The sequence below is a fragment of the Streptomyces sp. NPDC090032 genome (assembly GCF_044748025.1).
In the GTDB taxonomy this organism is placed as follows: domain Bacteria; phylum Actinomycetota; class Actinomycetes; order Streptomycetales; family Streptomycetaceae; genus Streptomyces.
Genome location: NZ_JBIVFF010000009.1, coordinates 291638 through 313902 on the forward strand (window position 1 = coordinate 291638; position 22265 = coordinate 313902).

Sequence of the window (22265 nt, forward strand, 5' to 3'; positions counted from 1 at the left end):
ACCGATTCGCTCCACCCGCCCCCGCGTGGCTCCGGCCGCGCGGGGGCGGCGGCGTGTCCGGGGAGCGCTGCTGCACGGTGGACGCCGGGTGATCGACAGTGTGTCGGCTCTCACCCCGTCGGCTTGACGCAGCGTCCATTGTCCGGCCCGGCTGGGCACGGGCATCCTGCACAGGTGCGAGCGACCCCGAGGAACCCCAAGCCGTCCCTGTCCCGCCGTTCCCTGATACGTGCTCTGGGCGGAGGTGCCACGGCCACGGCGGTCGGCGCGCTCGCCTCCGGGTGCGGGGTGCCCGCCGCCTACGTCGCGCCGGGGGAGCGGGGCGCGACCGACCGGTCCGGCAGCGACAAGCGGCTCGTCTTCGCCAACTGGCCGCTCTACGTGGATGTCGACGACGACGATCCGTCGAAGCGGCCCACCCTCGACGCGTTCGAGAAGCGCACCGGGATCGGCATCAAGTACACCGAAGAGATCAACGACAACGACGAGTTCTTCGGCAAGATCAGCCCGTCCCTGATGAACCACCAGTCGACAGGCCGCGACCTGATCGTCATCAGCGACTGGATGTGCGCCCGCTTCGTGAAGCTCGGCTGGGTCCAGGAGATGGACCGCGCCCGGCAGCCGCACGTCACCAAGTACCTCGACCCGCTGCTGCGTTCACCGCACTTCGACCCAGGGCGCAAGTACACCGTGCCCTGGCAGTCGGGCATCACCGGCATCGCGTACAACAAGCGCAGGGCCGGGCGCGAGATCAAGCACGTGTCCGACCTGTGGGCCGACGACCTCAAGGGCCGGGTGACCCTGCTGTCCGGGCTCGACGAGTCGTTCGCGCTGCTCATGCAGGGCAACGGCGTCGACATCACCAAGTGGACCGCCGACGACTTCCACCGCGTGTGCGACCAGGTCGAGAAGCTCGTCAAGAGCCATCACATCCGCCGCTTCACCGGCAACGACTACATCAAGGATCTCTCCAGCGGCGATGTCATCGCCTGCCAGGCCTACAGCGGTGACGTCATCCAGCTCCAGGCGGACGACCCCGACATCGAGTTCGTCGTGCCCGAGGAGGGCGGCGAGCTGTGGGCCGAGTCGCTGATGATCCCCAACCTCGCCGACCACAAGCGCAACGCCGAGAAGCTCATCGACTACTACTACGAGCCCGCGGTCGCCGCCGAACTGGCCGCGTGGGTCAACTACGTGTGCCCCGTGCCGGCCGCCCGTGAGATCCTCGCCGACTCCAAGGACAAGGACACCGCGGCCCTCGCCGAGGACCCGCTGATCTTCCCCGACGACACGATGCGCGGCAGGCTCGCGATCGCCCGCGACATCACGTCGAAGGAGCGCCCTGAATTCGCCAAGCGGTGGAACGCGATCGCGGGGTTGTGAGGGGCCGCCTGTGCGGGGCCCCTCGGCCGGTTCCGACCCGGTCGCTCCTGTCCGGGGCAGCCCTGTCCCCGGTCAGTTCCACAGCGGCGTGGTCGTCACCGGCCGGAACGCTTCCGGGTGGCTGTCCGGGTAGGTGAGCGTGATGCGGGTGTAGTGCTGGCGGTCCTGGTGCTTGGACCAGGACTGCGGCTTGTCGAGGCGGACGGTGACGGGGTACGAGCGGAACTTGCCCGCGGCGCAGTACGGCTTGCAGTCGTTCACCCAGCTCGTGCCCGTGGCCACCGCGGTGTTCGGGCCCCACTGCGACCAGTTGAGCGAGGTGAGGCGGCTGTTGCCGTCCCCGCACGCGAGCAGGAAGTCGGTGGGCCGCACCTGTGCCTGCCAGGTGCAGTCGACGATCACGGGGGCATCGGTCCGCTGCCCCTGCGGCGAGGCCGCAGGGGAGGCGGAGGCCGGTGCCGTGGCTGCTGCGAGGGATGCGACGGCGCAGAGTGTGAGCGCCGTCCTCAGTGTGTTGCTCCGCAAAGTATGCTCCCGGCCGATCGGGGGGCTCTGGGCCCCGTGGTCCCCGTCCGACGCTAAGGCCGCCGCGTGAGATGCGCCACTCGAACGGACTAACATCGCCCGAACGGGCTGGTCAGCTCTTGATCGCCGCCATGATGACGCGCTCGGCGACGGGGTTCACCGCCTCGCCCTTGGCGTCCTTCGCGCCGACGGAGCAGACCACGGTCCGTGACAGGTCACGGGTCGCGGCGGTCCCGGTCGTGAATCCGTACCGGGATCCGCACGTCCCTCAGACCCTGGGGATCAGGCGCCGCGCACGTCGCGCAGCCCGCACAGGACGTCGATGCGGTTGGTCGTGATCGAGTCGACGCCGACGTCGAGAAGGCGGCGCATCGCCGACTTCGTGTCCGGGGTCCACGCGGAGACCAGCAGGCCCTGGCGGTGCACCTGGGCCGTCAGCTCCCGACCGACCAGCGGGAAACGGTAGTTGAGCCAGGTCGGCCTGACCGCTTCGAGCAGCCCTGGCCGCGGCGGCGCCAGTGTCGTCCAGGTCAGCGCGATCTCGGCGGCGGGGTCCGCGCGCCGCACCGCCAGCATCGTCTCCGCGCCCGCGCAGTAGTAGGCGTTCTCGTCGGCGCCGCAGTCACGGATGACGCCGATGACCGTACGGACGGTGCGCGCGTCCGCGCCCGGCAGGTCCACCATCACCCGCCGCTCGGCCAGTACCCCAAGGGCCTGCTGGAGGGTGGGCACGCCGCCCGCGGTGACGCCGCGCACCTCGTCGTACGAGAGCGCGGAGAGCGGGCGGTCGTGGTCCCACAGCCGCTTGAGCGTGGAGTCGTGCAGCAGCACGGGCACGCCGTCGCGGGTCAGGCGGACGTCGATCTCCACCACGTCCGCCCCCCGCTCCAGCGCGGAGCGCAGGGAGGCGAGGGTGTTCTCGCGGACGCGGTAGGGGTCGCCCCGGTGGGCCACGGCAGTCACGGTACGCATGGCCCCATTGTGGTCAGCCGGTCATGCCCCGGCGAGCCACGTGTCCGTGTACGTGTCGATCTCCGCGGCGATACGGGCCTTGCCCGGCGCGTCGAGGAACGACGCGTCCACCGCGTTCTTGGCGAGCGCCGCCATGCCCCGCTCGTCGAGGTCGAGGAGGCGGGCGGCGACGGCGTACTCGTTGTTGAGGTCCGTGCCGAACATCGGCGGGTCGTCGGAGTTGACCGTGATGACGACCCCGGCGTCGGCGAACTGCTTGATGGGGTGCTCCTCGAGGGTCTTCACGGCGCGCGTCGCGATGTTCGACGTCGGGCAGACCTCGAGCGGGATGCGGCGCTCGGCGAGGTGGGCGAGGAGCTTCGGGTCCTGGGCGGACGTCGTGCCGTGGCCGATGCGTTCGGCGCCGAGGTGCAGCAGGGCGTCCCAGACGGTCTCCGGGCCCGTCGTCTCGCCGGCGTGCGGCACGGAGTGCAGGCCCGCGGCGATCGCCCGGTCGAAGTACGGCTTGAACTGCGGTCGCGGCACGCCGACTTCGGGTCCGCCGAGCCCGAAGGAGACGAGGCCCTCCGGGCGGATCGAGTCGGTGGTCGCGAGTCGCACGGTCTCCTCGGCGGACTCGAGCCCCGCCTCGCCGGGAATGTCGAAGCACCAGCGCAGCACCGTGCCGAACTCGGCCTCGGCGGCCTTGCGCGCGTCCTCGATCGCCGCCATGAAGCCGTACTCGTCGATGCCGCGGCGGACGGAGGAGTACGGGGTGATGGTCAGCTCGGCGTAGCGCACGTTCTGCCGGGCCATGTCCCGCGCGACCTCGAACGTGAGCAGGCGGACGTCCTCGGGCGTGCGCACGAGGTCGACGACCGAGAGGTAGACGTCGATGAAGTGCGCGAAGTCCGTGAACGTGAAGTAGTCGGCCAGCGCCTCGGGGTCCGTCGGGACCTTGGAGTCCGCGTGGCGGGCCGCGAGCGCGGAGACGATCCGGGGGGATGCCGAGCCGACATGGTGCACATGCAGCTCTGCCTTTGGCAGTCCGGCGATAAAGGCATGCAGATCGGTCACGGATTCCTCCCCAGGAACTTGGGTGATCGGCTGATCGATGGGTCGCAGTCATCGTAGGCGTGCCCCGCCCGCGACCTGGCGGCGGCCGTAGCATGACGGGACGTCTGGGTGGGAGAAGAAGGGGGACGAGCGAGCGATGTCCGAGGACATAGAGCGCACGGAGAGTACAGAGGGCGGAGAGAGCGCTGAGGGGGCCGGGGGTGCCGGGGGCACCAACGGTCCGGCGGCTTCTCCGGAGCCGGGGGCGGGGGACCGGGGCGCCGGGGATCCGCCTGCGGGCAGGGTGTCCCTCGGGAAGGGGGAACCGGATCCATGGGCGGCCCCGACGGAGCCGGGCCCGGGGGACGCGGTGCCGGAACCCGCGTGGCTGCAGAGCGCGATGCCGCAGGACGCCGTGCCGGGGGAGTCTGCACAAGGGGAGGCGGTACAGGGGGAGGCGCAAGCTGACCCGTTCGCGTCGCCGTCGCAGGGAGAGGCGCCCGCGAACCCGTTCGCCCCGCCGTCCCCGTCCCACGCCGAGACACAGGTGGACCCGTTCGCCGCGACGTCCGCGCCCTCCTCCCCGGCCGGGTCCGGAGAGCCGTACAACCCGTTCGCCGCGCCCTCCCCGGGCGCCGCGCCTGCTCCCGGCCCCTGGGCACCACAGCCGCACCCGCACCAGCACGCGCACTCACACGCGCAGCCGCCGGGTGCCCCCTACGCGATGCCCCCGGGCTACCCCGCGACGCAGGCCGGTGCCCCCTGGGCGACGGGGGCCAACCCCTTCGCGCCGCCCGGTGAGCCCGTGCCCCCGCCGCCCATCTCGCCCGACGGGCCGGGGCAGATGCACTACGGCTACCCGTCCGCCCCGTACGGCTACGGCCGGCACGCCGCGACCGGTCCGGCCCCGATGCCCTACGGCGGTCCGGGCTACGGCTGGCCCGGAATGCAGCCGCAGCCCGCCAACGGCATGGGCGTCGCCGCTCTGACGCTCGGGATCATCTCGGCCGCCGCCTTCATCCTGTGGCCGATCGCGATCATCGTCGGCATCCTCGCCATCATCTTCGGCGCCGTCGGCCGCGCCAGGGCGAGGCGGGGCGAGGCCACGAACCCCGGCCAGGCGCTGGCCGGACTGATCTGCGGCATCGGCGGACTGGTACTCGCGCTGGCCCTGATGTTCTTCGTCATCGCGGACAGCGACTCGTCGAGCGGCAGCGACAGCAGCGACGACAGCGGCTACTCCGCCGCCCTGTAGGACACAGCCGACTGAAGGACCGGGCCGTCAGGCCCGGTCCTTCAGCCGTTCGCGCGCCGCCATCAGCGCGAACCCCAGCAGATTGGGGCCACGCCACCGTCGCGGATCGGCCGCGGCCTCCGCGTCGGCCGCGAGTCCGATGCCCCACACGCGGTCGAGCGGGCTCGCCTCGACCAGGCAGCGCTCGCCCGTCCCGAGCAGGAACTCCCGCAGATCCGCGTGCGCCGCGAACTTGTGCACGCTGCCCTCGACGACGATCCCGAACCGCTCGCGCGCCCAGATCTCCTCGTCGAAGCCCCGCACGAGGCGCCCCGCCTTCTTGGCCTGCGAGGGATGCGCCGCCCCGACGGCTCTGCGCTCGGCCTCCGCGTCCCCGAACAGCCGGGCCTTCGCGGCCATCATCCAGTGCTCCGCCGTCGCGTACTCGACCCCGTCGACCGTGAACGGCGCGACCCACCACTGGCTGAGGCAGCTCGCCCCGACCGTGCCGTCCGCCCGCGGTGTGTGCCCCCAGAAGTGCAGGTACTTGACCCGTACACCCGCTTCCACCGCTCTGACCAGCGAGTCCTGATCGTGGATGGTCGTGTTCCCGTCGAGCTTGTCGATCCTCCCCATGCACGCGAGTCTGGCACGCACCACGGACACTCCGTCCTTGGTTTTTGAAGGGGACTCGACACCTGGTCGACAGATTCCGTCGCGTAACCAAAAGGCAACAACGGAATCACTTGTTGGAGTACATCGCCTCTGTCAGGATCGGCACTCAAATCGAGCTGGAGCTACGCCGGCCCCGCGGGACGGGGCTCCGGCGGAGGAGAGCGATAATGCACAACCCTGGCAACAGCACCCGCTTCCAGGCCCAGGACCGGTTCGCCGAAGGCGCCCAGTACATCGCGGGCCGCCTCACCAAGGGCACATCGGGCCACACCCACGCAGTCGTCGACCCGGCCACCGGCCAGGACGTCTACACGTATGAGCTGGCCGGCACCGCGGACGTGGACGCCGCCGTGGCCGCGGCCCGCGAGGCCTTCCCCGGCTGGGCCGGCGCCACGCCGGGCGAGCGGTCCGACGCGATGCACCGGTTCGCGGGCGTCCTGGCCGAGCGCGCCGAGGACCTCGCGCAGGCCGAGTCCCTGCAGTGCGGCAAGCCCCTCAAGCTGAGCCGCGAGTTCGACGTCCCCGGGACCGTCGACAACACCGCGTTCTTCGCGGGCGCCGCCCGGCACCTCCAGGGTCAGTCCGCCGGCGAGTACAGCGGCGACCACACCTCGTACGTGCGGCGCGAGCCCATCGGTGTCGTCGGCTCCATCGCCCCCTGGAACTACCCGCTCCAGATGGCCGCCTGGAAGGTCCTCCCGGCGATCGCGGCGGGCAACACCATCGTGCTCAAGCCCGCCGAGCTGACCCCGCTCACCTCGCTCCTGTTCGCGCAGGCCGCGACCGAGGCGGGCATCCCCGACGGTGTCGTCAACATCGTCACGGGCGCGGGCCGGGACGCCGGTGAGCACCTCGTCGGGCACCCCGACGTCGCCATGACCTCCTTCACCGGATCGACGGGCGTCGGCAAGCGCGTCGCCGAGATCGCCACCTCCACCGTGAAGCGGCTGCATCTCGAACTCGGCGGCAAGGCGCCGTTCGTCGTCTTCGACGACGCCGACCTGGAGGCCGCCGTGCACGGCGCGGTCGCCGGCTCCCTCATCAACACGGGCCAGGACTGCACCGCCGCCACGCGCGCGTACGTGCAGCGCCCCCTCTACGACGCCTTCGTGCAGGGCGTCGCGGACCTCATGGAGAGCGTCAGGGTCGGCGACCCGTTCGCCCCCGACACCGACCTCGGCCCGCTGATCTCGCACGCGCAGCGCGACCGCGTCGCCGGATTCGTCGACCGGGCACGCTCCTACGCGCGCGTGGTCGCCGGCGGCGTCATCCCGCAGGGTGACCTGAAGCAGGGTGCGTACTACCGGCCGACCCTCATCGCGGACGCCGCCCAGGACAGCGAGATCGTCCAGTCCGAGATCTTCGGCCCCGTGCTCGTGGTCCTGCCCTTCGACAGCGACGACGAGGGCATCCGCCTCGCCAACGACACCCCCTACGGCCTGGCCGCCTCGGCCTGGACCAGGGACGTGTTCCGGGCGAACCGCGCCACCCGGGACATCAAGGCGGGCTGTGTCTGGGTCAACGACCACATCCCGATCCTCAGCGAGATGCCGCACGGCGGCTACAAGGCGTCCGGCTTCGGCAAGGACATGTCTGCCTACTCCTTCGAGGAGTACACGCAGATCAAGCACGTCATGTTCGACAACACCGCGGTCGCCCGCAAGGCCTGGCACCGCACGATCTTCGGGGACTGACCCTAGCCAATCTGCGGCTCCCGCCGCGGGCAGCCGGCCGGCCGCCCGCGCGGTCGGCCACCTCTCCCGAAAGGGCACCCACGCGCATGGAGCAGTACGAGCCAGAAAGCCTGTCCGCGGCACAACTCGCCGCCATGCGGCGCAGTTTCCGCAACGGCAGGGCGGCCCTCAGCCGCCGTTCCCTGCTGCGCGCGTCCGCGGGCGGCGCGCTCGCCGTCGGCGGGCTCGGGTCGCTGAGCGCCTGCGGCATTCCCGCCGCGGGCAAGAGCCAGGGCGGTGTCTCGTCCGAGGACCACTCGGCGAAGGAGAAGGTGGTCAACTTCTCCAACTGGACCGAGTACATCGACCTCAGCAAGGACAAGAAGCACCACCCCAGCCTGGACACCTTCGCCCAGCGGACCGGGATCACGGTCAAGTACACCGAGGACATCAACGACAACGTCGAGTTCTTCGGCAAGATCAAGCCGCAGCTCGCGGCGGGCCAGGACACCGGCCGGGACATCATCGTCCTCACCGACTGGCTGGCCTCCCGGCTGATCCGTTACGGCTGGGTGCAGAAGCTCGACCCGGCCCACCTGCCCCACGCGTACACCAATCTGGCTTCCCAGTTCCGCAACCCCGACTGGGATCCCGGCCGCGCCTACTCCTACCCCTGGCAGGGCATCGCCACGGTCATCGCGTACAACGTGAAGGCCACCGGCGGCAAGGAGATCACCTCCGTCTCGCAGCTCCTGGACGACCCGAAGCTCAAGGGCAGGGTCGGCCTGCTGTCCGAGATGCGCGACACGATCGGCATGACGCTGATCGACATGGGCAAGGACCCGCGCGACTTCAAGGCCGACGACTTCGACGCGGCCGTCGCGCGCGTGCAGAAGGCCGTGGACAACAAGCAGGTCCGCCGGTTCACCGGCAACGACTACATATCCGACCTCAGCCAGGGCGACCTCGCGGCCTGTCTGGCGTGGGCGGGCGACGTGGTGCAGCTCCAGGCGGACAACCCGGACGTCAGGTTCGCCATCCCGGACGCCGGCTACCTCACGTCGACCGACAACATGCTGATCCCCAACAAGGCGCGCCACAAGACGAACGCCGAGCGGCTCATCGACTACTTCTACGAGCCGGCCGTCGGCGCGGAGATCGCCGCCGCGATCAACTACGTCACGCCCCTCGACACCGGCGTCGTCAAGCCCGAACTCACCAGGATCGACAAGAAGGCCGGGAACGACCCGCTGATCGTCCCCGACAAGGCCATGGCGGCCAAGGCGCACGGCTTCCGCGCGCTGACCGCCAAGGAAGAGACGTCGTTCGAGGAGAAGTTCGCCCGGCTCACCGGGGCCTGAACCGGCCCGCGCTCCCACACCCCCTTCCCCCGGACTCCTTGGACTCACCATGACGACCGACCACGGCGGCGACGTCCGTCTCACCGGCATCAGCAAGACGTACGACAACGGCTTCACCGCCGTCCAGCCGCTCGACCTCACCGTGCCGCAGGGCTCCTTCTTCGCCCTGCTCGGCGCCTCCGGCTGCGGCAAGACCACCACGCTGCGCATGATCGCGGGACTTGAGGAGCCGACCACGGGCACGGTTCACCTCGGCGACCAGGACGTCACCGCGCTGCCCCCCTACAAGCGCCCGGTGAACACCGTCTTCCAGTCGTACGCGCTCTTCCCGCACCTCGACATCTTCGAGAACGTCGCCTTCGGCCTGCGCCGCCGCGGCATCAAGTCCGTGAAGAAGCAGGTCGGGGAGATGCTCGACCTGGTCCAGCTCGGCGAGCAGGCCCGCAAGAAGCCGAACCAGCTCTCCGGCGGCCAGCAGCAGCGCGTCGCCGTGGCGCGCGCCCTGATCAACCACCCCAAGGTGCTCCTCCTCGACGAGCCGCTCGGCGCCCTCGACCTCAAGCTGCGCCGCCAGATGCAGCTCGAACTCAAGCGCATCCAGACCGAGGTGGGCATCACGTTCGTCCACGTCACGCACGACCAGGAGGAGGCCATGACCATGGCCGACACGGTCGCCGTGATGAACGCGGGCCGCGTCGAGCAGCTGGGCGCCCCGGCCGACCTGTACGAGAACCCGGGCTCCACGTTCGTCGCCAACTTCCTCGGCACGTCGAACTTCATCGAGGCCGAGGTCGCCGGCCGCAGCGGCGAGGACCTCACCCTGAAGGCCGGTGACGGCAAGCTCGTGCTGCCCGCCGCCCGCTGTTCGGCCGCCACCACCACCGGCGGGAAGGTCCTCGTCGGCGTGCGCCCCGAGAAGATCTCCCTCACCCACGCCGACGACGCGGGCTCCATACCCGACGGCCGCAACCGCATCACCGGCCGCGTAGCCGACAGCAGCTTCATCGGCGTCTCCACGCAGTACGTCGTCGACAGCCCGCTCTGCGACGCCTTCGAGGTCTACTCCCAGAACATCGAGCGCGACAGCCGGCTCGCCCCCGGCGCCGAGGTCGTCCTGCACTGGAACCCCGCTCACACCTTCGGTCTCGACGCCACCCAGGACATCGAGGCGGGCGCCGCGAAGGTCGAGGAGGACGCCGCCGCATGACGACCGTCACCAAGACCCCCGCGGAGCCGGTCACCGAGACCGCCCGCCGGCCACGCAAGCGCGGCCGCCTCGTCCCGTACTGGCTGCTGCTGCCCGGCCTCCTGTGGCTGGTCGTCTTCTTCGCCCTGCCGATGGTCTACCAGGCGTCCACGTCGGTCCAGACGGGCTCCCTGGAGGACGGCTTCAAGGTCACCTGGCACTTCGCGACCTACTGGGACGCCCTCGCCGACTACTGGCCGCAGTTCCTGCGCTCGGTGCTCTACGCGGGCGCCGCCACGATCCTGTGCCTGGCGCTCGGCTACCCGCTGGCCTACCTCATCGCCTTCCGCGCGGGACGCTGGCGCAACGTCGTCCTCGTCCTCGTCATCGCGCCGTTCTTCACCAGCTTCCTGATCCGCACGCTGGCCTGGAAGACGATCCTTTCCGACAGCGGCCCGGTCGTCAGCACGCTGAACGCCCTGCACATCCTGGACGTCACGAGCTGGCTCGGCATGACCGACGGCGACCGCGTCCTCGCGACCCCCCTCGCCGTGATCTGCGGACTCACGTACAACTTCCTGCCGTTCATGATCCTGCCGCTCTACACCTCGCTGGAGCGCATCGACGGCCGGCTGCACGAGGCCGCGGGCGACCTGTACGCCACGCCCGCCACCACCTTCCGCAAGGTGACGTTCCCGCTCTCCATGCCGGGCGTCGTCTCCGGCACGCTGCTCACCTTCATCCCCGCCGCCGGTGACTACGTGAACGCCGACCTGCTCGGCTCCACCGACACCCGCATGGTCGGCAACGTCATCCAGACGCAGTTCCTGCGCATCCTGGACTACCCGACGGCGGCGGCACTCTCCTTCATCCTGATGGCCGCGATCCTGATCATGGTCACCGTCTATATCCGCCGGTCCGGAACGGAGGACTTGGTCTGATGCCCTTCGTACGCTGGCTGCGCCGCAATCTCGTCGTCATCGCGGGTCTGATCACCCTCGGCTATCTGCTCCTGCCCAACGTCATCGTGACGGTGTTCTCCTTCAACAAGCCGAAGGGGCGCTTCAACTACGAGTGGCAGCGGTTCTCGCTCGACGCCTGGACGAACCCCTGCGGCGTCGCCGACATGTGCGGCTCACTGTCGCTGAGCCTCCAGATCGCCCTGTGGGCGACGATCGGCGCCACGGTCCTCGGCACGATGATCGCCTTCGCCCTGGTGCGCTACCGCTTCCGCGCCCGCGGCGCCGTGAACTCGCTGATCTTCCTGCCGATGGCGATGCCCGAGGTCGTCATGGCCGCCTCGCTGCTCACGCTCTTCCTCAACATGGGCGCACAGCTCGGCTTCTGGACGATCCTCATCGCCCACATCATGTTCTGCCTCAGCTTCGTCGTGACGGCGGTCAAGGCGCGCGTCATGTCGATGGACCCGCGCCTCGAACAGGCCGCCCAGGACCTCTACGCCGGTCCCTTCCAGACCTTCGTACGGGTCACGCTGCCGATCGCCGCGCCGGGCATCGCCGCGGGCGCGCTGCTCGCCTTCGCGCTCTCCTTCGACGACTTCATCATCACCAACTTCAACGCGGGCTCGACCGTGACTTTCCCCATGTTCGTCTGGGGATCGGCGCAGCGCGGTACGCCCGTTCAGATCAATGTCATCGGTACGGCGATGTTCATCGTCGCCGTGCTGCTCGTCCTTGCCGCGATGCTGGTCGGCAAGCGTAAGAACAAGGCAGTTTGAGGGAGTTGAAATCATGGCCGCACGTGCCATGAACCGTGGTACCGACTGGATCAAGTCACTGGCGGACGCCAAGCCGCTGGCCTACTGGCTGGACGACCCCGGCAAGCCGCAGGCCCAGCCGGCGCTCACCGGCGACGAACGCTGCGACCTGCTCGTCGTCGGCGGTGGCTACAGCGGCCTGTGGACCGCGCTCCTCGCCAAGGAGCGCGACCCCGGGCGCGACGTGGTCCTGCTCGAGGGGCAGGAGGTGGGCTGGGCGGCGTCCGGCCGCAACGGAGGCTTCTGCGCCGCCTCCCTCACCCACGGCGTGGCGAACGGCCTGGCCCGCTGGCCCGGCGAGATCGCGAAGCTGGAGGAGCTCGGCAACCGCAACCTCGACGCGATCGAGGACGCGGTCGCCCGCTACTCCATCGACTGCGACTTCGAGCGCACCGGTGAACTGGACGTGGCCACCGAGCCGCACCAGGTCACCGAACTCCAGGAATTCCACCAGGAGTTGACCGAGGCGGGCCTCGCCGACGGCACCGAGCTGCTCGACGCGGAAGCCACCCGCGAACAGGTCGACTCGCCGACCTTCCTCGGCGCCCTGTACGACCGGCGCGGCGTCGCGATGCTGCACCCCGCCAAGCTCGCCTGGGGCCTCAAGCAGGCCTGCCTCGACCTCGGCGTGCGCTTCTACGAGCACACCCCGGCGCTCGAACTCTCCTCGTCCGGCGCCGGGACCGCGGTCCGCACCCCCTACGGGCGCGTCTTCGCCCAGCACGTCGCGCTCGGCACGAACGTCTTCCCGTCCCTGGTCAAGCGCGTGCGCTCGTACACCGTCCCGGTCTACGACTACGCGCTGATGACCGAGCCTCTGTCCGACGACCAGCTGGCCTCCATCGGCTGGAAGAACCGCCAGGGCCTCGGCGACTCGGCCAACCAGTTCCACTACTTCCGCCTCTCCGCGGACAACCGGATCCTGTGGGGCGGCTACGACGCGATCTATCAGTACGGCGGCCGGGTGCGCGCCGAGTACGACCACCGGCCCGAGACGTACGCGAAGCTCGCCGGCCAGTTCTTCACCTGCTTCCCGCAGCTGGAAGGCGTGCGCTTCAGTCACGCGTGGGGCGGGGCCATCGACACCTGCTCCCGCTTCTCGGCGTTCTTCGGCACGGCCCACAAGGGCCGCGTCGCGTACGCCGCCGGGTACACCGGCCTCGGCGTGGGCGCGACCCGCTTCGGCGCGGACGTGATGCTCGACCTGCTCTCCGGCGAGCGCACGGAGCGTACGGAACTGGAGATGGTCCGCACGAAGCCGCTGCCGTTCCCGCCCGAGCCGTTCGCCTACACCGGGATCGCGCTCACCAAGTGGTCCCTGGCGCGCGCCGATGACAACGGCGGCCGGCGCAACCTGTGGCTGAAGGCCATGGACAAGGCGGGCCTCGGCTTCGACAGCTGACAAGTCCGTAACTAACAACTCATGGGCGGAACCCGCGTAATGCTCGCGGCCCGGCCTCCTCTCCCTGGTGACACGTACAGCTTTCGGCAACTGCGTACCAGGAAGAGGAGGTCCCGCCATGACTGGCTCGGGGGCGAAGTCGGCGGTCGAGTGGCTGGCGTCCGTGGCACCGGATCCGGACGCCTGCCGCTGGGAATGGGAGCGCAATCCCCTCGGGGTCGCGCTCCTGCCCGCGGGCAGGCTCTGGGACGTACTGATACTGCCCGGTGAACTGGGATACCCGACGCTCGACGTGCTCACCCGTGTCATCGACCGGCCGGGCCCCGTGCTCGCCGACTTCGGTGACGCCCGCATGGGCTTCTTCGTGCCCTCCGGCACGGCCACCCGCTGGCTCGGCACGGGCGTGCGCGGCGCCGGCAGCGGCACCTGGATCGTCGTCCCCCATCCCCATCCGGGCCGCGCCGCCGGCGCGGTCCGCTGGCTGATCCCGCCCGACGGCTCGGGCACCCTCACCGACCCGACGGTCCTGGAACTGGCGATGCACGAGGCGGCGGCGCAGCTCGCCCGGGACGACGTACCGGAGTAGGGGCGATGGGCCGGCCGGGTCAGCCGCGCGGCGCCCGGCCCGCCCACACCGCGCACATCACGTACAGCAGGACCACCGAGAGGCACCAGCCGCCGACGACGTCCAGCGGCCAGTGGTAGCCGCGCCGGACCAGGCCCAGGCCGACGGCCGCGTTCAGGACCGCATAGGCGATGACGAGTTCGCGGCGTACGTAGGCACCGCGCACGTACGGCAGCAGGATGAGGAGGCAGGCGCCGTACGCGACCGCCGCCGTCGACGCGTGTCCGGACGGGTAGAAGCCGGTGCCGGGGCCCATCACGGCCGGGCCCGTCCGGGCGACGGTCTCCTTGACGGGGACGACCAGGAGCGGGACGGCGGCCATCGTGAGCGCGGCGGTGACGGGGCGCCTCCACCAGCGGGGCACGCCGTCGCGACGGCCGCGCCAGGCGGCGTACCCGAGGACGGCGGCGAGGACCGGGAGCGCGACGGTGATGTTGCCTAGGTCGGCGAGGAGTTCGGCGGCCCTCTTGGACAGGCCGCTGGATCCGATCGCGTCACCGAGGCGTTCGTCCGCGCGGCGCAGCGCACCGCCGACGGCGATCTGCCAGGTGAGGAAGAGGAAGAGCAGGGCGCTCAGAACGGCGGCCCAACGGAAAATGGTCGGCCGCCCCGGAACAGGGGGGGTAGTTCCGAGGCGGCCGACCTGACCGGTTTGCCGCACGCCCCGGGGGGTTTGGGGCGGGCGGCCATCCGATCGGTGAGGAGTTCCGGAGCCCGAAGCTCCGGGTGTGTGCGCGAGGGCACGACCAGGGCGGGGCTGGGGAGGCTCCGTCCCGGTTTCGCCCACAGTCCCCTGTGGGCGGGGTGTTTCTCTCATCTGCAGAAACCGTACGGCAGGGCGTGGGCGTCCGACAGCGGGAACAGCAACCCGTCATCGCCCTCGCACACGTTCTTCACACGCCCTGACCGTTACCGAAGTGGCTCAGACGCCCGCGAACGCGGTCTCGATGATGTCCAGACCCTCGTTGAGCAGGTCGTCACCGATGACGAGCGGGGGGAGGAAGCGCAGCACGTTGCCGTAGGTGCCACAGGTGAGGACCAGCAGACCCTCGGCGTGGCAGGCCTTGGCGAGCGCGGCGGCGGCGGCCGGGTGCGGCTCCTTGGTGGCCTTGTCCTTGACGAGCTCGATGGCGATCATCGCGCCACGGCCACGGATGTCGCCGATGATGTCGAACTTCTCGGCCATGGTCGCGAGGCGGGCCTTCATGATGGCCTCGATGTTCTTCGCCTTGGCGTTGAGGTCGAGCTCCTTCATGGTCTCGATGGCGCCGAGCGCACCGGCGCAGGCCACCGGGTTGCCGCCGTAGGTGCCGCCGAGGCCGCCCGCGTGCGCGGCGTCCATGATCTCGGCGCGGCCCGTCACGGCGGCGAGCGGCAGACCGCCCGCGATGCCCTTGGCCGTCGTGATCAGGTCGGGGACGATGCCCTCGTCCTCGCACGCGAACCACTGGCCGGTGCGGCAGAAGCCGGACTGGATCTCGTCCGCGACGAAGACGATGCCGTTGTCCGCGGCGAACTGGCGGATCGCGGGCAGGAAGCCCTTCGCCGGCTCGATGAAGCCGCCCTCGCCGAGGACCGGCTCGATGATGATCGCGGCGACGTTGTCGGCGCCGATCTGCTTGGTGATCTGGTCGATCGCCTGGGCGGAGGCCTCGGCACCCGCGTTCTCCGCGCCGGTCAGCCAGCGGTAGCCGTAGGCCACCGGCACGCGGTAGACCTCGGGCGCGAACGGGCCGAAGCCGTTCTTGTACGGCATGTTCTTGCTGGTCAGCGCCATCGTCAGGTTCGTACGGCCGTGGTAGCCGTGGTCGAAGACGACGACGGCCTGGCGCTTGGTGTACGCACGGGCGATCTTGACGGCGTTCTCGACGGCCTCGGCGCCCGAGTTGAACAGGGCGGACTTCTTGGCGTGGTCACCCGGCGTGAGCTCGGCCAGCGCCTCGGCGACGGCCACGTAGCCCTCGTACGGCGTGACCATGAAACAGGTGTGGGTGAAGTCCTGCAGCTGGGCGGAGGCGCGGCGCACGACGGCCTCGGCGGAGGCGCCGACCGAGGTCACGGCGATGCCGGAACCGAAGTCGATCAGGCGGTTGCCGTCGACGTCCTCGATGATGCCGCCGCCCGCGCGGGCGGTGAAGACCGGCAGCGTGGAGCCCACGCCGGCCGCGACCACGGCGGTACGTCGGGCCTGCAGCTCCTGCGACTTCGGACCGGGGATGGCGGTGACGACGCGGCGCTCCTGCGGGACTGCGCTCATGCGGGGCTCCTGGGGGTGTTTCGGGTGCTTTCTTCGCAGGTTAGGGGCCAGGGGCGGGGTGGGGCATGCTCCATCGGGGCGTTGTTCGCCGGTGGCGTTGTCCGTCGTGGACATAGGGCCGCCTCACGGGGGTAGCCCCAGGTCCGGGCGCGTAACCGGTGAACTCCCCGTGCAGGGGCACTAGATTGACCGGCGGACACGCAGACCGGCAGGTCAGGGGGCAAGGGCAATGGACACCGACGGCACGCAGGGCACACACGACCCGGTTGGCAGGCGGCTGCACGGGTCGGTGCCCCGCCCCGCGCAGCCGCCCCGCCCGGCCGCGCCGCCGATGCCCCGGCAGGCGCCCGGCGCCGGCGGCGGTTCCGTGACCGAATGGCTCTCGGCGCGCCGCCCCAAGGCCGGTCCGGGAGTGTGGCGCTACGGGTACGTCCCGCGCCCGCCCGAGCAGAACACCGCCGCCGTCGGGCGTCGGCTGCTGGCCTGGATGGCGGGCTCGTTCGTGGTCGGTGTCTTCCTGTGGAGCCTGTGGCGGGAAGGCACCATGCCGTACCAGTGGGTGCCGCTGAAGGTGCTGACGCCGGACAGGTGGTGGTGGCCCGGCACCACGTCCCCCAAGGGGCAGGAGGCGGTCGACGCGCTGGTCGTGTACCAAGGCGTGGCCTTCGCGGTCATCGTCTTCCTGGTCGGACGCTTCGGCGCCTGGGCGGAGGGCATCCGGCACTTCGTGACCGACCGTCCCCAGCCGGCCCGCGCCGTCGTGGCGTCGGTCGCCGCGGTGGGTGTGCTGATCTTCGTGTGGCCGGGCGCCCTGGGGCTCGACTGGCGCCCTTTGCCGATCGCCGACCCGGTCCTCTCCCTCGTCGTCCTCGTCACGGGCGGCAGCGGGTTCTTCCAGGTCCCGGTCCTCGCCTACACGCTGTACGCCCTGATCACCCTGGCCGTCCTGTGGCCGTTCGCCCGGATCGGAGGCTGGCTCGACGCCTGGTCGGGGCGGCCCCGGAAGGGGTCGCGCAAGGCCCCGCCGCGGCCCGGCGTCTCGCCCCTCGCCCGCGCCCAGTGGGCCGAGCTGCGGGCGTCCGGGCAGGACCGGGCCGCCGACGTGCTCACGGCTGAGGTCGCGGGCGGCCGGATGAACGACGTCGACTGCGTCCGTGTCGCCCATGTGTGGCGGGATGCCACGGCGCGGCCGGACGGCTCCGTCACCTTCACCGACACCGTGGTCAGGCAGGGCGGGGCCGCCTGGACGCACCCTTCCGGCCAGCGGGACCTGCCGGCCCGCGCCGCCGAGCACGACCTGCTGGTCGGCCAGGTGCGGATCGGCCGGTACGCGCGCGACGAGCGCAATCCGTACGCCCTGCGCGGCGCCGGCGCCGCCCTGGACCCGGGTGTGCTCGGCACCTCGATGCTCGCCGTCGGCCCGTCCGGCGCGGGCAAGACGGTCGGCGTCGTGCGGCCCGTGGTCGAATCGCTGGCCCTGCAGGCCCTCACCGGCCAGTGCGCCGTCATCGCCGTCTGCGCGGCCGGTACCCCGCTCGGACCCGACGACGCGTACGACGTCGTCGTCAAGCCCGGCGACCCCGCCTCGGTGCACGGCCTCGACCTGTACGCCGGCTCCACGGACCCGGACGAGGCCGCCGCCTTCCTCGCCGAAGGACTGGTCGGCGACCTGGAGACCGTCGACACGCGCCGCGCCGCCACCGCGCTCGCCCAGCTGCTCGGGCCGTATCGCGCCGTGCACGGCAGGTTCCCCGAGGTATTGGTGCTGCGGGAGCTGCTGGAAGGGGAGCCGGGTGCGCTCGCCGACCTCAAGGCACGGCTCACGGGCGACCCGGAGGACGACGCGCGGCGCTCCGCGATGCGCCGCGAGCTGGAGGCCCGCCTGCGCCAGTCGGGCACGGTGAACGACCCGGGGCCGAGCCTCGCGGACCGGCTCGGCCTGCTGGACCGGCCGGTGTTCGCCGGTTTCTTCGACGCGGGACGCTCGTTCTCCGTCCGGGCCGTCACCCAGCACCCGCTGCGGGTCCGCGTCGACCTGCCCGAGCAGGGCCACGAGGAGGCGTCGCGGCTGCTCGCCCGGCTGCTGCTCGCCCAGTTCACCTCCGCCGTGCGCAGCCGGCCTCAGCGCTCCCACTTCGCCTGCCTGATCCTCGACGACGCGTCGCGGACCCTGACCGCGGAGACGGTGCGGGCCATTCAGCGGCTCCGGTCGACGAACGCCGGAGTCGTGCTCGGCCTGCGGACGATCGGCGAGGTCGCCGAGTCCTTGCAGGGGCCCTTGTACGCGGCGGTCGGCTGCCGCATGGCGTTCTCCGGCGTCACCACCTGGGACGGGCGGCGCTTCGCCGAGGCCTGGGGCACGGAGTGGGTCGAGACCGAGGAGGTCGCCCAGCACGCGGTCTTCGCGAACCAGCCGGTGACCCGCGCCCTGCACAAGCTGCGCAAGATGATCACCGGGAAAGCCGTGACGACCGACGCGGTCACGGTGCGCAAGGTCGAACGCGAGCGCTGGTCCGCCTCCGACCTCGCCCACGCCGTCCCGCCCGGCCACGCCGTGCTCTCGCTCACCACGGTCCGTGGCGAGCACGCGCCCCCGCTTCTGGTGGACCTGCGCGACTGAGATGGCCCGGCGGGTGGGGAGGCCCCTGGGTGGGGGAGGCCGCAGCCGTACGTACGGTGAGGCAGAATCGACACTGGTCGTTCATACGTACCGGCCAAAAGATCCACAGGATCCCCCCCACCCGAGCACCACCTGTCGCACACCTGAAGGCCTCATGCCGCCCACGCTCGCCTCCCTCGTCCACCACTCCGCGCTCAAGCTGACCGTGCGCGCCGGGGAGGAACGGCTGGGCACCGCCGTGCGCTGGGCCCACGTCAGTGAGCTCGCCGACCCCGTGCCGTACATGGAGGGCGGCGAGCTGCTCCTGTTCACCGCCCTCAAGCTGGACGCGGAGGACCCGGTGGCGATGCGCCGCTACGTGAAGCGGCTCGCGGGCGCCGGGGTCGTCGGGCTCGGCTTCGCCGTCGGCGTCAACTACGACGCCGTCCCGCAGGCCCTCGTCGACGCGGCGCGCGAGGAGGAGTTCCCGCTCCTCGAAGTGCCGCGCCGCACCCCCTTCATCGCCATCAGCAAGGCCGTCTCCGCCGCCATCGCCGCGGACCAGTACCGCGCCGTCACCGCCGGGTTCGCCGCCCAGCGCGAGCTGACCAAGCAGGCCCTGAGCGGCGGGCCCGAGGGGCTGCTCGGCGTGCTCGCCGGCCAGGTCGACGGCTGGGCCGCGCTGTACGACGCGTCGGGCGCCGTGGTCGCGGCCGCGCCGGAGTGGGCCGGGCGCCGCGCGGCCCGGCTCGTCGCCGACGTCGAGCGGCTGCGCGAGCGGCCCGCCCCGGCCAGCGCCGTCGTCGGCGGCAGCGAACAGCACGGCGGCGGGGACGAGGACCGCGTCGAACTGCACTCGCTCGGCACCGGCCGCAGGCCCCGCGCCGCGCTCGCCGTCGGCACCGCCGCGGCCCTCGGCACCGCCGAGCGTTACGCGCTGCACTCCGCCATCGCCCTGCTCACCCTCACCACCGAGCGCTCCCGCTCGCTGCACGCCGCCGAGCAGCGCATCGGCGCCGCGGTCCTGCGGATGCTCCTCGCCGGGGAGCCCGAGCACGCCAGGACCGTCGCCGGGGACCTGTACGGAGGGCTGCTCGACGCGCCCTTCCGGATGGTCGTCGCCGAGGTCGCGTCCGCGTCTGCGGGCCGCGCGCACGCCGACGGCCACGCGCGCGTGGCCCTCGACAAGCCGGATCGGCCCGCGCCGGGCACCGGGCCGGCGGCCGTCGCAGTCCCCGGTGACCCGCTCACCGGGCTCGCCGACGTCGTGGAGGCCGCCGCGGCCCGCTCCGGGGAGGCCGTCCTCGTGGTGCCCGACGGCGACCGGCTCGTCCTGCTCGCCGCCGACGGCGGCGCGGCGGCGGGTGCCTGCACCCAGTACGCCGAGGCCCTGGAGACCGCCCGGCTGAACCAGCGCGAGCAGGGCGGGGCGGGTGAGGACGACGAACTCGTGGTGGGTCTGTCCGCACCGGCCGGGCCGATCGCCGCCGCGACCGCGTACAAGCAGGCCGAGCAGGCCCTCTCCGTCGCCCGGCGGCGCGGGCGCGCCCTCGTCGAGCACGAGGAGGTCGCCGCGGGCTCCGTCGTGCCGCTGCTCGCCGACGACGCCGTACGCGCCTTCGCCGACGGCCTCCTGCGCGCCCTGAAGGACCATGACGCGACCGGCCGCGGCGACCTCGTGGCGTCGCTTCGCGCCTGGCTCTCGCGGCACGGCCAGTGGGACGCGGCCGCCGCCGACCTCGGCGTGCACCGGCACACCCTGCGCTACCGGATGCGGCGCGTCGAGGAGATCCTCGGCCGCTCGCTCGACGACCCGGACGTGCGCATGGAGCTCTGGCTGGCCCTCAAGGCGACGAGCGCGAGCGGCGAGTAGGGCCGCTCGGCCCGCCCTTCCGGAGTGGATCCGCGCCCCGCTTCTGCCAAAGCGGCGTGCGGCCCGCCCGGACTCCGACAGGTCGGACAAACACGGCTCCGCCCCGGCCCGCCTACCGTTGGTCCGGAAAGACCCCAGTACACACCCACTGCGGAAGGGCCGGGACCGACTATGACCGCCACTCACGCCTTCTGGCTCGCGGGCCGCGAGGCCACCGGTGACGCCACCTTCGACGTCACCAACTCCTACGACGGTCGGCTGGTCGGCAAGGTCAGCGTGCCCACGGACGCGCAGGTCGAGGAGGCCGTCGCCGCCGCGTACGCCGTCCGCGACGAGTTCGCCGCCACCCCCGCCCACGTACGGGCCAAGGCCCTCAACCACGTGGCCGACCGGCTGACCGAGCGCACCGAGGAGATCGCCCAGCTGATCTCCGCCGAGAACGGCAAGCCCATCAAGTGGGCGCGCGGCGAGGTCGGCCGTGCCGTCTCCGTCTTCCGCTTCGCCGCCGAGGAGGCCCGCCGCTTCAACGGCGGCGAGGCCCAGCGCCTCGACACCGACGCGGGCGGCACCGGCCGCCTCGCGCTCACCCGCCGCATCCCGCAGGGCGTCGTCCTCGGCATCGCGCCGTTCAACTTCCCGCTGAACCTCAGCGCCCACAAGGTCGCCCCGGCCATCGCCGTCGGCGCCCCGATCATCCTCAAGCCGGCCCCGGCCACGCCGATCTCCTCGCTGATCCTCGGCGAACTGCTGGCCGAGACGGACCTCCCGGCCGGCTCCTGGTCCGTCCTGACGGTGCCGAACGACCGCATGCCCGCCCTGGTCCAGGACGAGCGCCTGCCGGTCATCTCGTTCACCGGCTCGGACAAGGTCGGCTACGCGATCATGGACAGCGTGCCGCGCAAGCACTGCACGCTGGAGCTGGGCGGCAACGGCGCGGCCGTCGTCCTCGGCGACTGGGCCTCCGACGAGGACCTGGACTGGGCGGCGACCCGCATCGCCACCTTCTCCAACTACCAGGGCGGCCAGTCCTGCATCTCCGTACAGCGCGTCATCGCCGACGCCTCCCTGTACGAGCGGCTCCTGCCGAAGATCGTCGCGGCCGTCGAGGCGCAGGTCACCGGTGACCCCGCGGACGACGCCACCGACGTCGGCCCGCTGGTCAACGAGGACGCCGCCAAGCGCGTGGAGTCCTGGGTCGACGAGGCCGTCGCCGCGGGCGCCTCGCTGCTCGCGGGCGGCAAGCGTGAGGGCGCCACGTACGCCCCGACCGTCCTCGCCGACGTGCCGGCCGACGTGACGATCTCCTGCGAGGAGGTCTTCGGACCGGTCCTCACGGTCAAGAAGGTCGACGGCGAGGCCGAGGCCTTCGCCGCGGTCAACGACTCGAAGTACGGCCTTCAGGCGGGCGTGTTCACGCACGACCTGCAGACGGCGTTCCGCGCCCACCGCGCCCTCGAGGTCGGCGGCGTGGTCATCGGCGACGTGCCGTCCTACCGCGCTGACCAGATGCCGTACGGCGGCGTCAAGCAGTCCGGCGTGGGCCGCGAGGGCGTGCGCCACGCGATGGACGACTACACGTACGAGCGCGTGCTCGTCCTGACGGGCCTGGCCCTCTAGGGTCTCGTCGAAATGATCTAGGCCCAGCAAGACTCCGGCGTACGCCTGATCCGTACGCCGGCCATGGACGG

The 22265-nt window shown here is 71.5% G+C and carries 18 protein-coding genes; 12 read left to right on the top strand and 6 right to left on the bottom strand.

The features are described 5' to 3' along the window. Positions 1 to 174: 174 nt before the first annotated feature. Entirely contained in the window at positions 175 to 1383 is a 1209-nt protein-coding gene (locus tag ACIPWY_RS24105; RefSeq protein WP_362908696.1) for a spermidine/putrescine ABC transporter substrate-binding protein, read from the top strand. A 72-nt stretch (positions 1384 to 1455) separates the two neighbouring features. Here ACIPWY_RS24105 and ACIPWY_RS24110 read toward each other — a convergent pair whose 3' ends face one another. The 3 genes from ACIPWY_RS24110 to ACIPWY_RS24120 form a co-directional block, all read right to left on the bottom strand. Then, complete coding sequence (locus tag ACIPWY_RS24110; RefSeq protein ID WP_362908695.1) at positions 1456 to 1908, bottom strand: hypothetical protein; 453 nt, start codon at positions 1906 to 1908, stop codon at positions 1456 to 1458. Between the two features lie 282 nt (positions 1909 to 2190). Further along, on the bottom strand, positions 2191 to 2880 hold the full coding sequence (locus tag ACIPWY_RS24115; protein WP_362908694.1) for a glycerophosphodiester phosphodiesterase: 690 nt from the start codon (positions 2878 to 2880) through the stop codon (positions 2191 to 2193). A 21-nt stretch (positions 2881 to 2901) separates the two neighbouring features. Further along, positions 2902 to 3984, bottom strand: a complete 1083-nt coding sequence (locus tag ACIPWY_RS24120; RefSeq protein WP_393705123.1) for an adenosine deaminase — start codon at positions 3982 to 3984, stop codon at positions 2902 to 2904. 301 nt (positions 3985 to 4285) lie between these two features. On the opposite strand from ACIPWY_RS24120, the gene ACIPWY_RS24125 reads away from it, so the two are divergent. Then, positions 4286 to 5170 (top strand): DUF4190 domain-containing protein, encoded by an 885-nt coding sequence (locus ACIPWY_RS24125; RefSeq protein WP_362908692.1) that lies wholly within the window; start codon positions 4286 to 4288, stop codon positions 5168 to 5170. Between the two features lie 27 nt (positions 5171 to 5197). Here the strand turns inward: ACIPWY_RS24125 and ACIPWY_RS24130 are convergent, their stop codons facing one another. Continuing rightward, positions 5198 to 5785: an NADAR family protein gene (locus tag ACIPWY_RS24130; RefSeq protein ID WP_362908691.1), complete on the bottom strand. Its 588-nt coding sequence runs from the start codon at positions 5783 to 5785 to the stop codon at positions 5198 to 5200. 206 nt (positions 5786 to 5991) lie between these two features. Here ACIPWY_RS24130 and ACIPWY_RS24135 point away from each other — a divergent pair, with 206 nt between their 5' ends. From ACIPWY_RS24135 to ACIPWY_RS24165, 7 genes are all read left to right on the top strand, one after another. Beyond that, the gene (locus ACIPWY_RS24135; protein WP_389547894.1) at positions 5992 to 7518 is read left to right on the top strand and encodes a gamma-aminobutyraldehyde dehydrogenase; all 1527 of its coding nucleotides are present in this window, start codon (positions 5992 to 5994) and stop codon (positions 7516 to 7518) included. Positions 7519 to 7604: 86 nt separating this feature from the next. Then, complete coding sequence (locus ACIPWY_RS24140; protein WP_362908689.1) at positions 7605 to 8858, top strand: spermidine/putrescine ABC transporter substrate-binding protein; 1254 nt, start codon at positions 7605 to 7607, stop codon at positions 8856 to 8858. 49 nt (positions 8859 to 8907) lie between these two features. After that, the gene (locus tag ACIPWY_RS24145; protein ID WP_362908688.1) at positions 8908 to 10065 is read left to right on the top strand and encodes an ABC transporter ATP-binding protein; all 1158 of its coding nucleotides are present in this window, start codon (positions 8908 to 8910) and stop codon (positions 10063 to 10065) included. Further along, entirely contained in the window at positions 10062 to 10985 is a 924-nt protein-coding gene (locus ACIPWY_RS24150) for an ABC transporter permease (RefSeq protein ID WP_393705045.1), read from the top strand. Before ACIPWY_RS24145 ends, ACIPWY_RS24150 begins: the two co-directional genes overlap by 4 nt. After that, positions 10985 to 11782: an ABC transporter permease gene (locus ACIPWY_RS24155; RefSeq protein ID WP_362908686.1), complete on the top strand. Its 798-nt coding sequence runs from the start codon at positions 10985 to 10987 to the stop codon at positions 11780 to 11782. Before ACIPWY_RS24150 ends, ACIPWY_RS24155 begins: the two co-directional genes overlap by 1 nt. A gap of 13 nt (positions 11783 to 11795) precedes the next feature. Next, a complete protein-coding gene (locus tag ACIPWY_RS24160; protein ID WP_393705047.1) occupies positions 11796 to 13223 on the top strand; it encodes an NAD(P)/FAD-dependent oxidoreductase in 1428 nt (475 codons plus the stop codon). A 118-nt stretch (positions 13224 to 13341) separates the two neighbouring features. Next, positions 13342 to 13809, top strand: a complete 468-nt coding sequence (locus tag ACIPWY_RS24165; RefSeq protein ID WP_362908684.1) for a hypothetical protein — start codon at positions 13342 to 13344, stop codon at positions 13807 to 13809. Positions 13810 to 13828: 19 nt separating this feature from the next. Here the strand turns inward: ACIPWY_RS24165 and ACIPWY_RS24170 are convergent, their stop codons facing one another. Beyond that, positions 13829 to 14509, bottom strand: coding sequence for a phosphatase PAP2 family protein (locus tag ACIPWY_RS24170; RefSeq protein WP_362908683.1), 681 nt, complete (start codon positions 14507 to 14509; stop codon positions 13829 to 13831). Positions 14510 to 14770: 261 nt separating this feature from the next. Beyond that, entirely contained in the window at positions 14771 to 16105 is a 1335-nt protein-coding gene (gene gabT / locus ACIPWY_RS24175; protein ID WP_326773881.1) for a 4-aminobutyrate--2-oxoglutarate transaminase, read from the bottom strand. Between the two features lie 229 nt (positions 16106 to 16334). On the opposite strand from gabT, the gene ACIPWY_RS24180 reads away from it, so the two are divergent. The 3 genes from ACIPWY_RS24180 (at position 16335) to ACIPWY_RS24190 (ending at position 22194) form a co-directional block, all read left to right on the top strand. Continuing rightward, the gene (locus tag ACIPWY_RS24180) at positions 16335 to 18725 is read left to right on the top strand and encodes an ATP/GTP-binding protein (RefSeq protein ID WP_393705050.1); all 2391 of its coding nucleotides are present in this window, start codon (positions 16335 to 16337) and stop codon (positions 18723 to 18725) included. Positions 18726 to 18879: 154 nt separating this feature from the next. Further along, on the top strand, positions 18880 to 20577 hold the full coding sequence (locus tag ACIPWY_RS24185) for a PucR family transcriptional regulator (protein ID WP_393705052.1): 1698 nt from the start codon (positions 18880 to 18882) through the stop codon (positions 20575 to 20577). 171 nt (positions 20578 to 20748) lie between these two features. Continuing rightward, entirely contained in the window at positions 20749 to 22194 is a 1446-nt protein-coding gene (locus ACIPWY_RS24190) for an aldehyde dehydrogenase family protein (protein WP_362908680.1), read from the top strand. Positions 22195 to 22265: the final 71 nt, after the last annotated feature.

What these genes read in the sequence shown, in the direction of transcription:
- ACIPWY_RS24165 (WP_362908684.1), top strand. Translation starts at nt 13,342, where the DNA reads ATGACTGGCTCGGGGGCGAAGTCGGCGGTCGAGTGGCTGGCGTCCGTG.
- ACIPWY_RS24150 (WP_393705045.1), top strand. Translation starts at nt 10,062, where the DNA reads ATGACGACCGTCACCAAGACCCCCGCGGAGCCGGTCACCGAGACCGCC.
- ACIPWY_RS24160 (WP_393705047.1), top strand. Translation starts at nt 11,796, where the DNA reads ATGGCCGCACGTGCCATGAACCGTGGTACCGACTGGATCAAGTCACTG.
- ACIPWY_RS24145 (WP_362908688.1), top strand. Translation starts at nt 8,908, where the DNA reads ATGACGACCGACCACGGCGGCGACGTCCGTCTCACCGGCATCAGCAAG.
- ACIPWY_RS24180 (WP_393705050.1), top strand. Translation starts at nt 16,335, where the DNA reads ATGGACACCGACGGCACGCAGGGCACACACGACCCGGTTGGCAGGCGG.
- ACIPWY_RS24140 (WP_362908689.1), top strand. Translation starts at nt 7,605, where the DNA reads ATGGAGCAGTACGAGCCAGAAAGCCTGTCCGCGGCACAACTCGCCGCC.
- ACIPWY_RS24155 (WP_362908686.1), top strand. Translation starts at nt 10,985, where the DNA reads ATGCCCTTCGTACGCTGGCTGCGCCGCAATCTCGTCGTCATCGCGGGT.
- ACIPWY_RS24115 (WP_362908694.1), bottom strand. Translation starts at nt 2,880, where the DNA reads ATGCGTACCGTGACTGCCGTGGCCCACCGGGGCGACCCCTACCGCGTC.
- ACIPWY_RS24185 (WP_393705052.1), top strand. Translation starts at nt 18,880, where the DNA reads ATGCCGCCCACGCTCGCCTCCCTCGTCCACCACTCCGCGCTCAAGCTG.
- ACIPWY_RS24190 (WP_362908680.1), top strand. Translation starts at nt 20,749, where the DNA reads ATGACCGCCACTCACGCCTTCTGGCTCGCGGGCCGCGAGGCCACCGGT.
- gabT (WP_326773881.1), bottom strand. Translation starts at nt 16,105, where the DNA reads ATGAGCGCAGTCCCGCAGGAGCGCCGCGTCGTCACCGCCATCCCCGGT.
- ACIPWY_RS24130 (WP_362908691.1), bottom strand. Translation starts at nt 5,785, where the DNA reads ATGGGGAGGATCGACAAGCTCGACGGGAACACGACCATCCACGATCAG.
- ACIPWY_RS24135 (WP_389547894.1), top strand. Translation starts at nt 5,992, where the DNA reads ATGCACAACCCTGGCAACAGCACCCGCTTCCAGGCCCAGGACCGGTTC.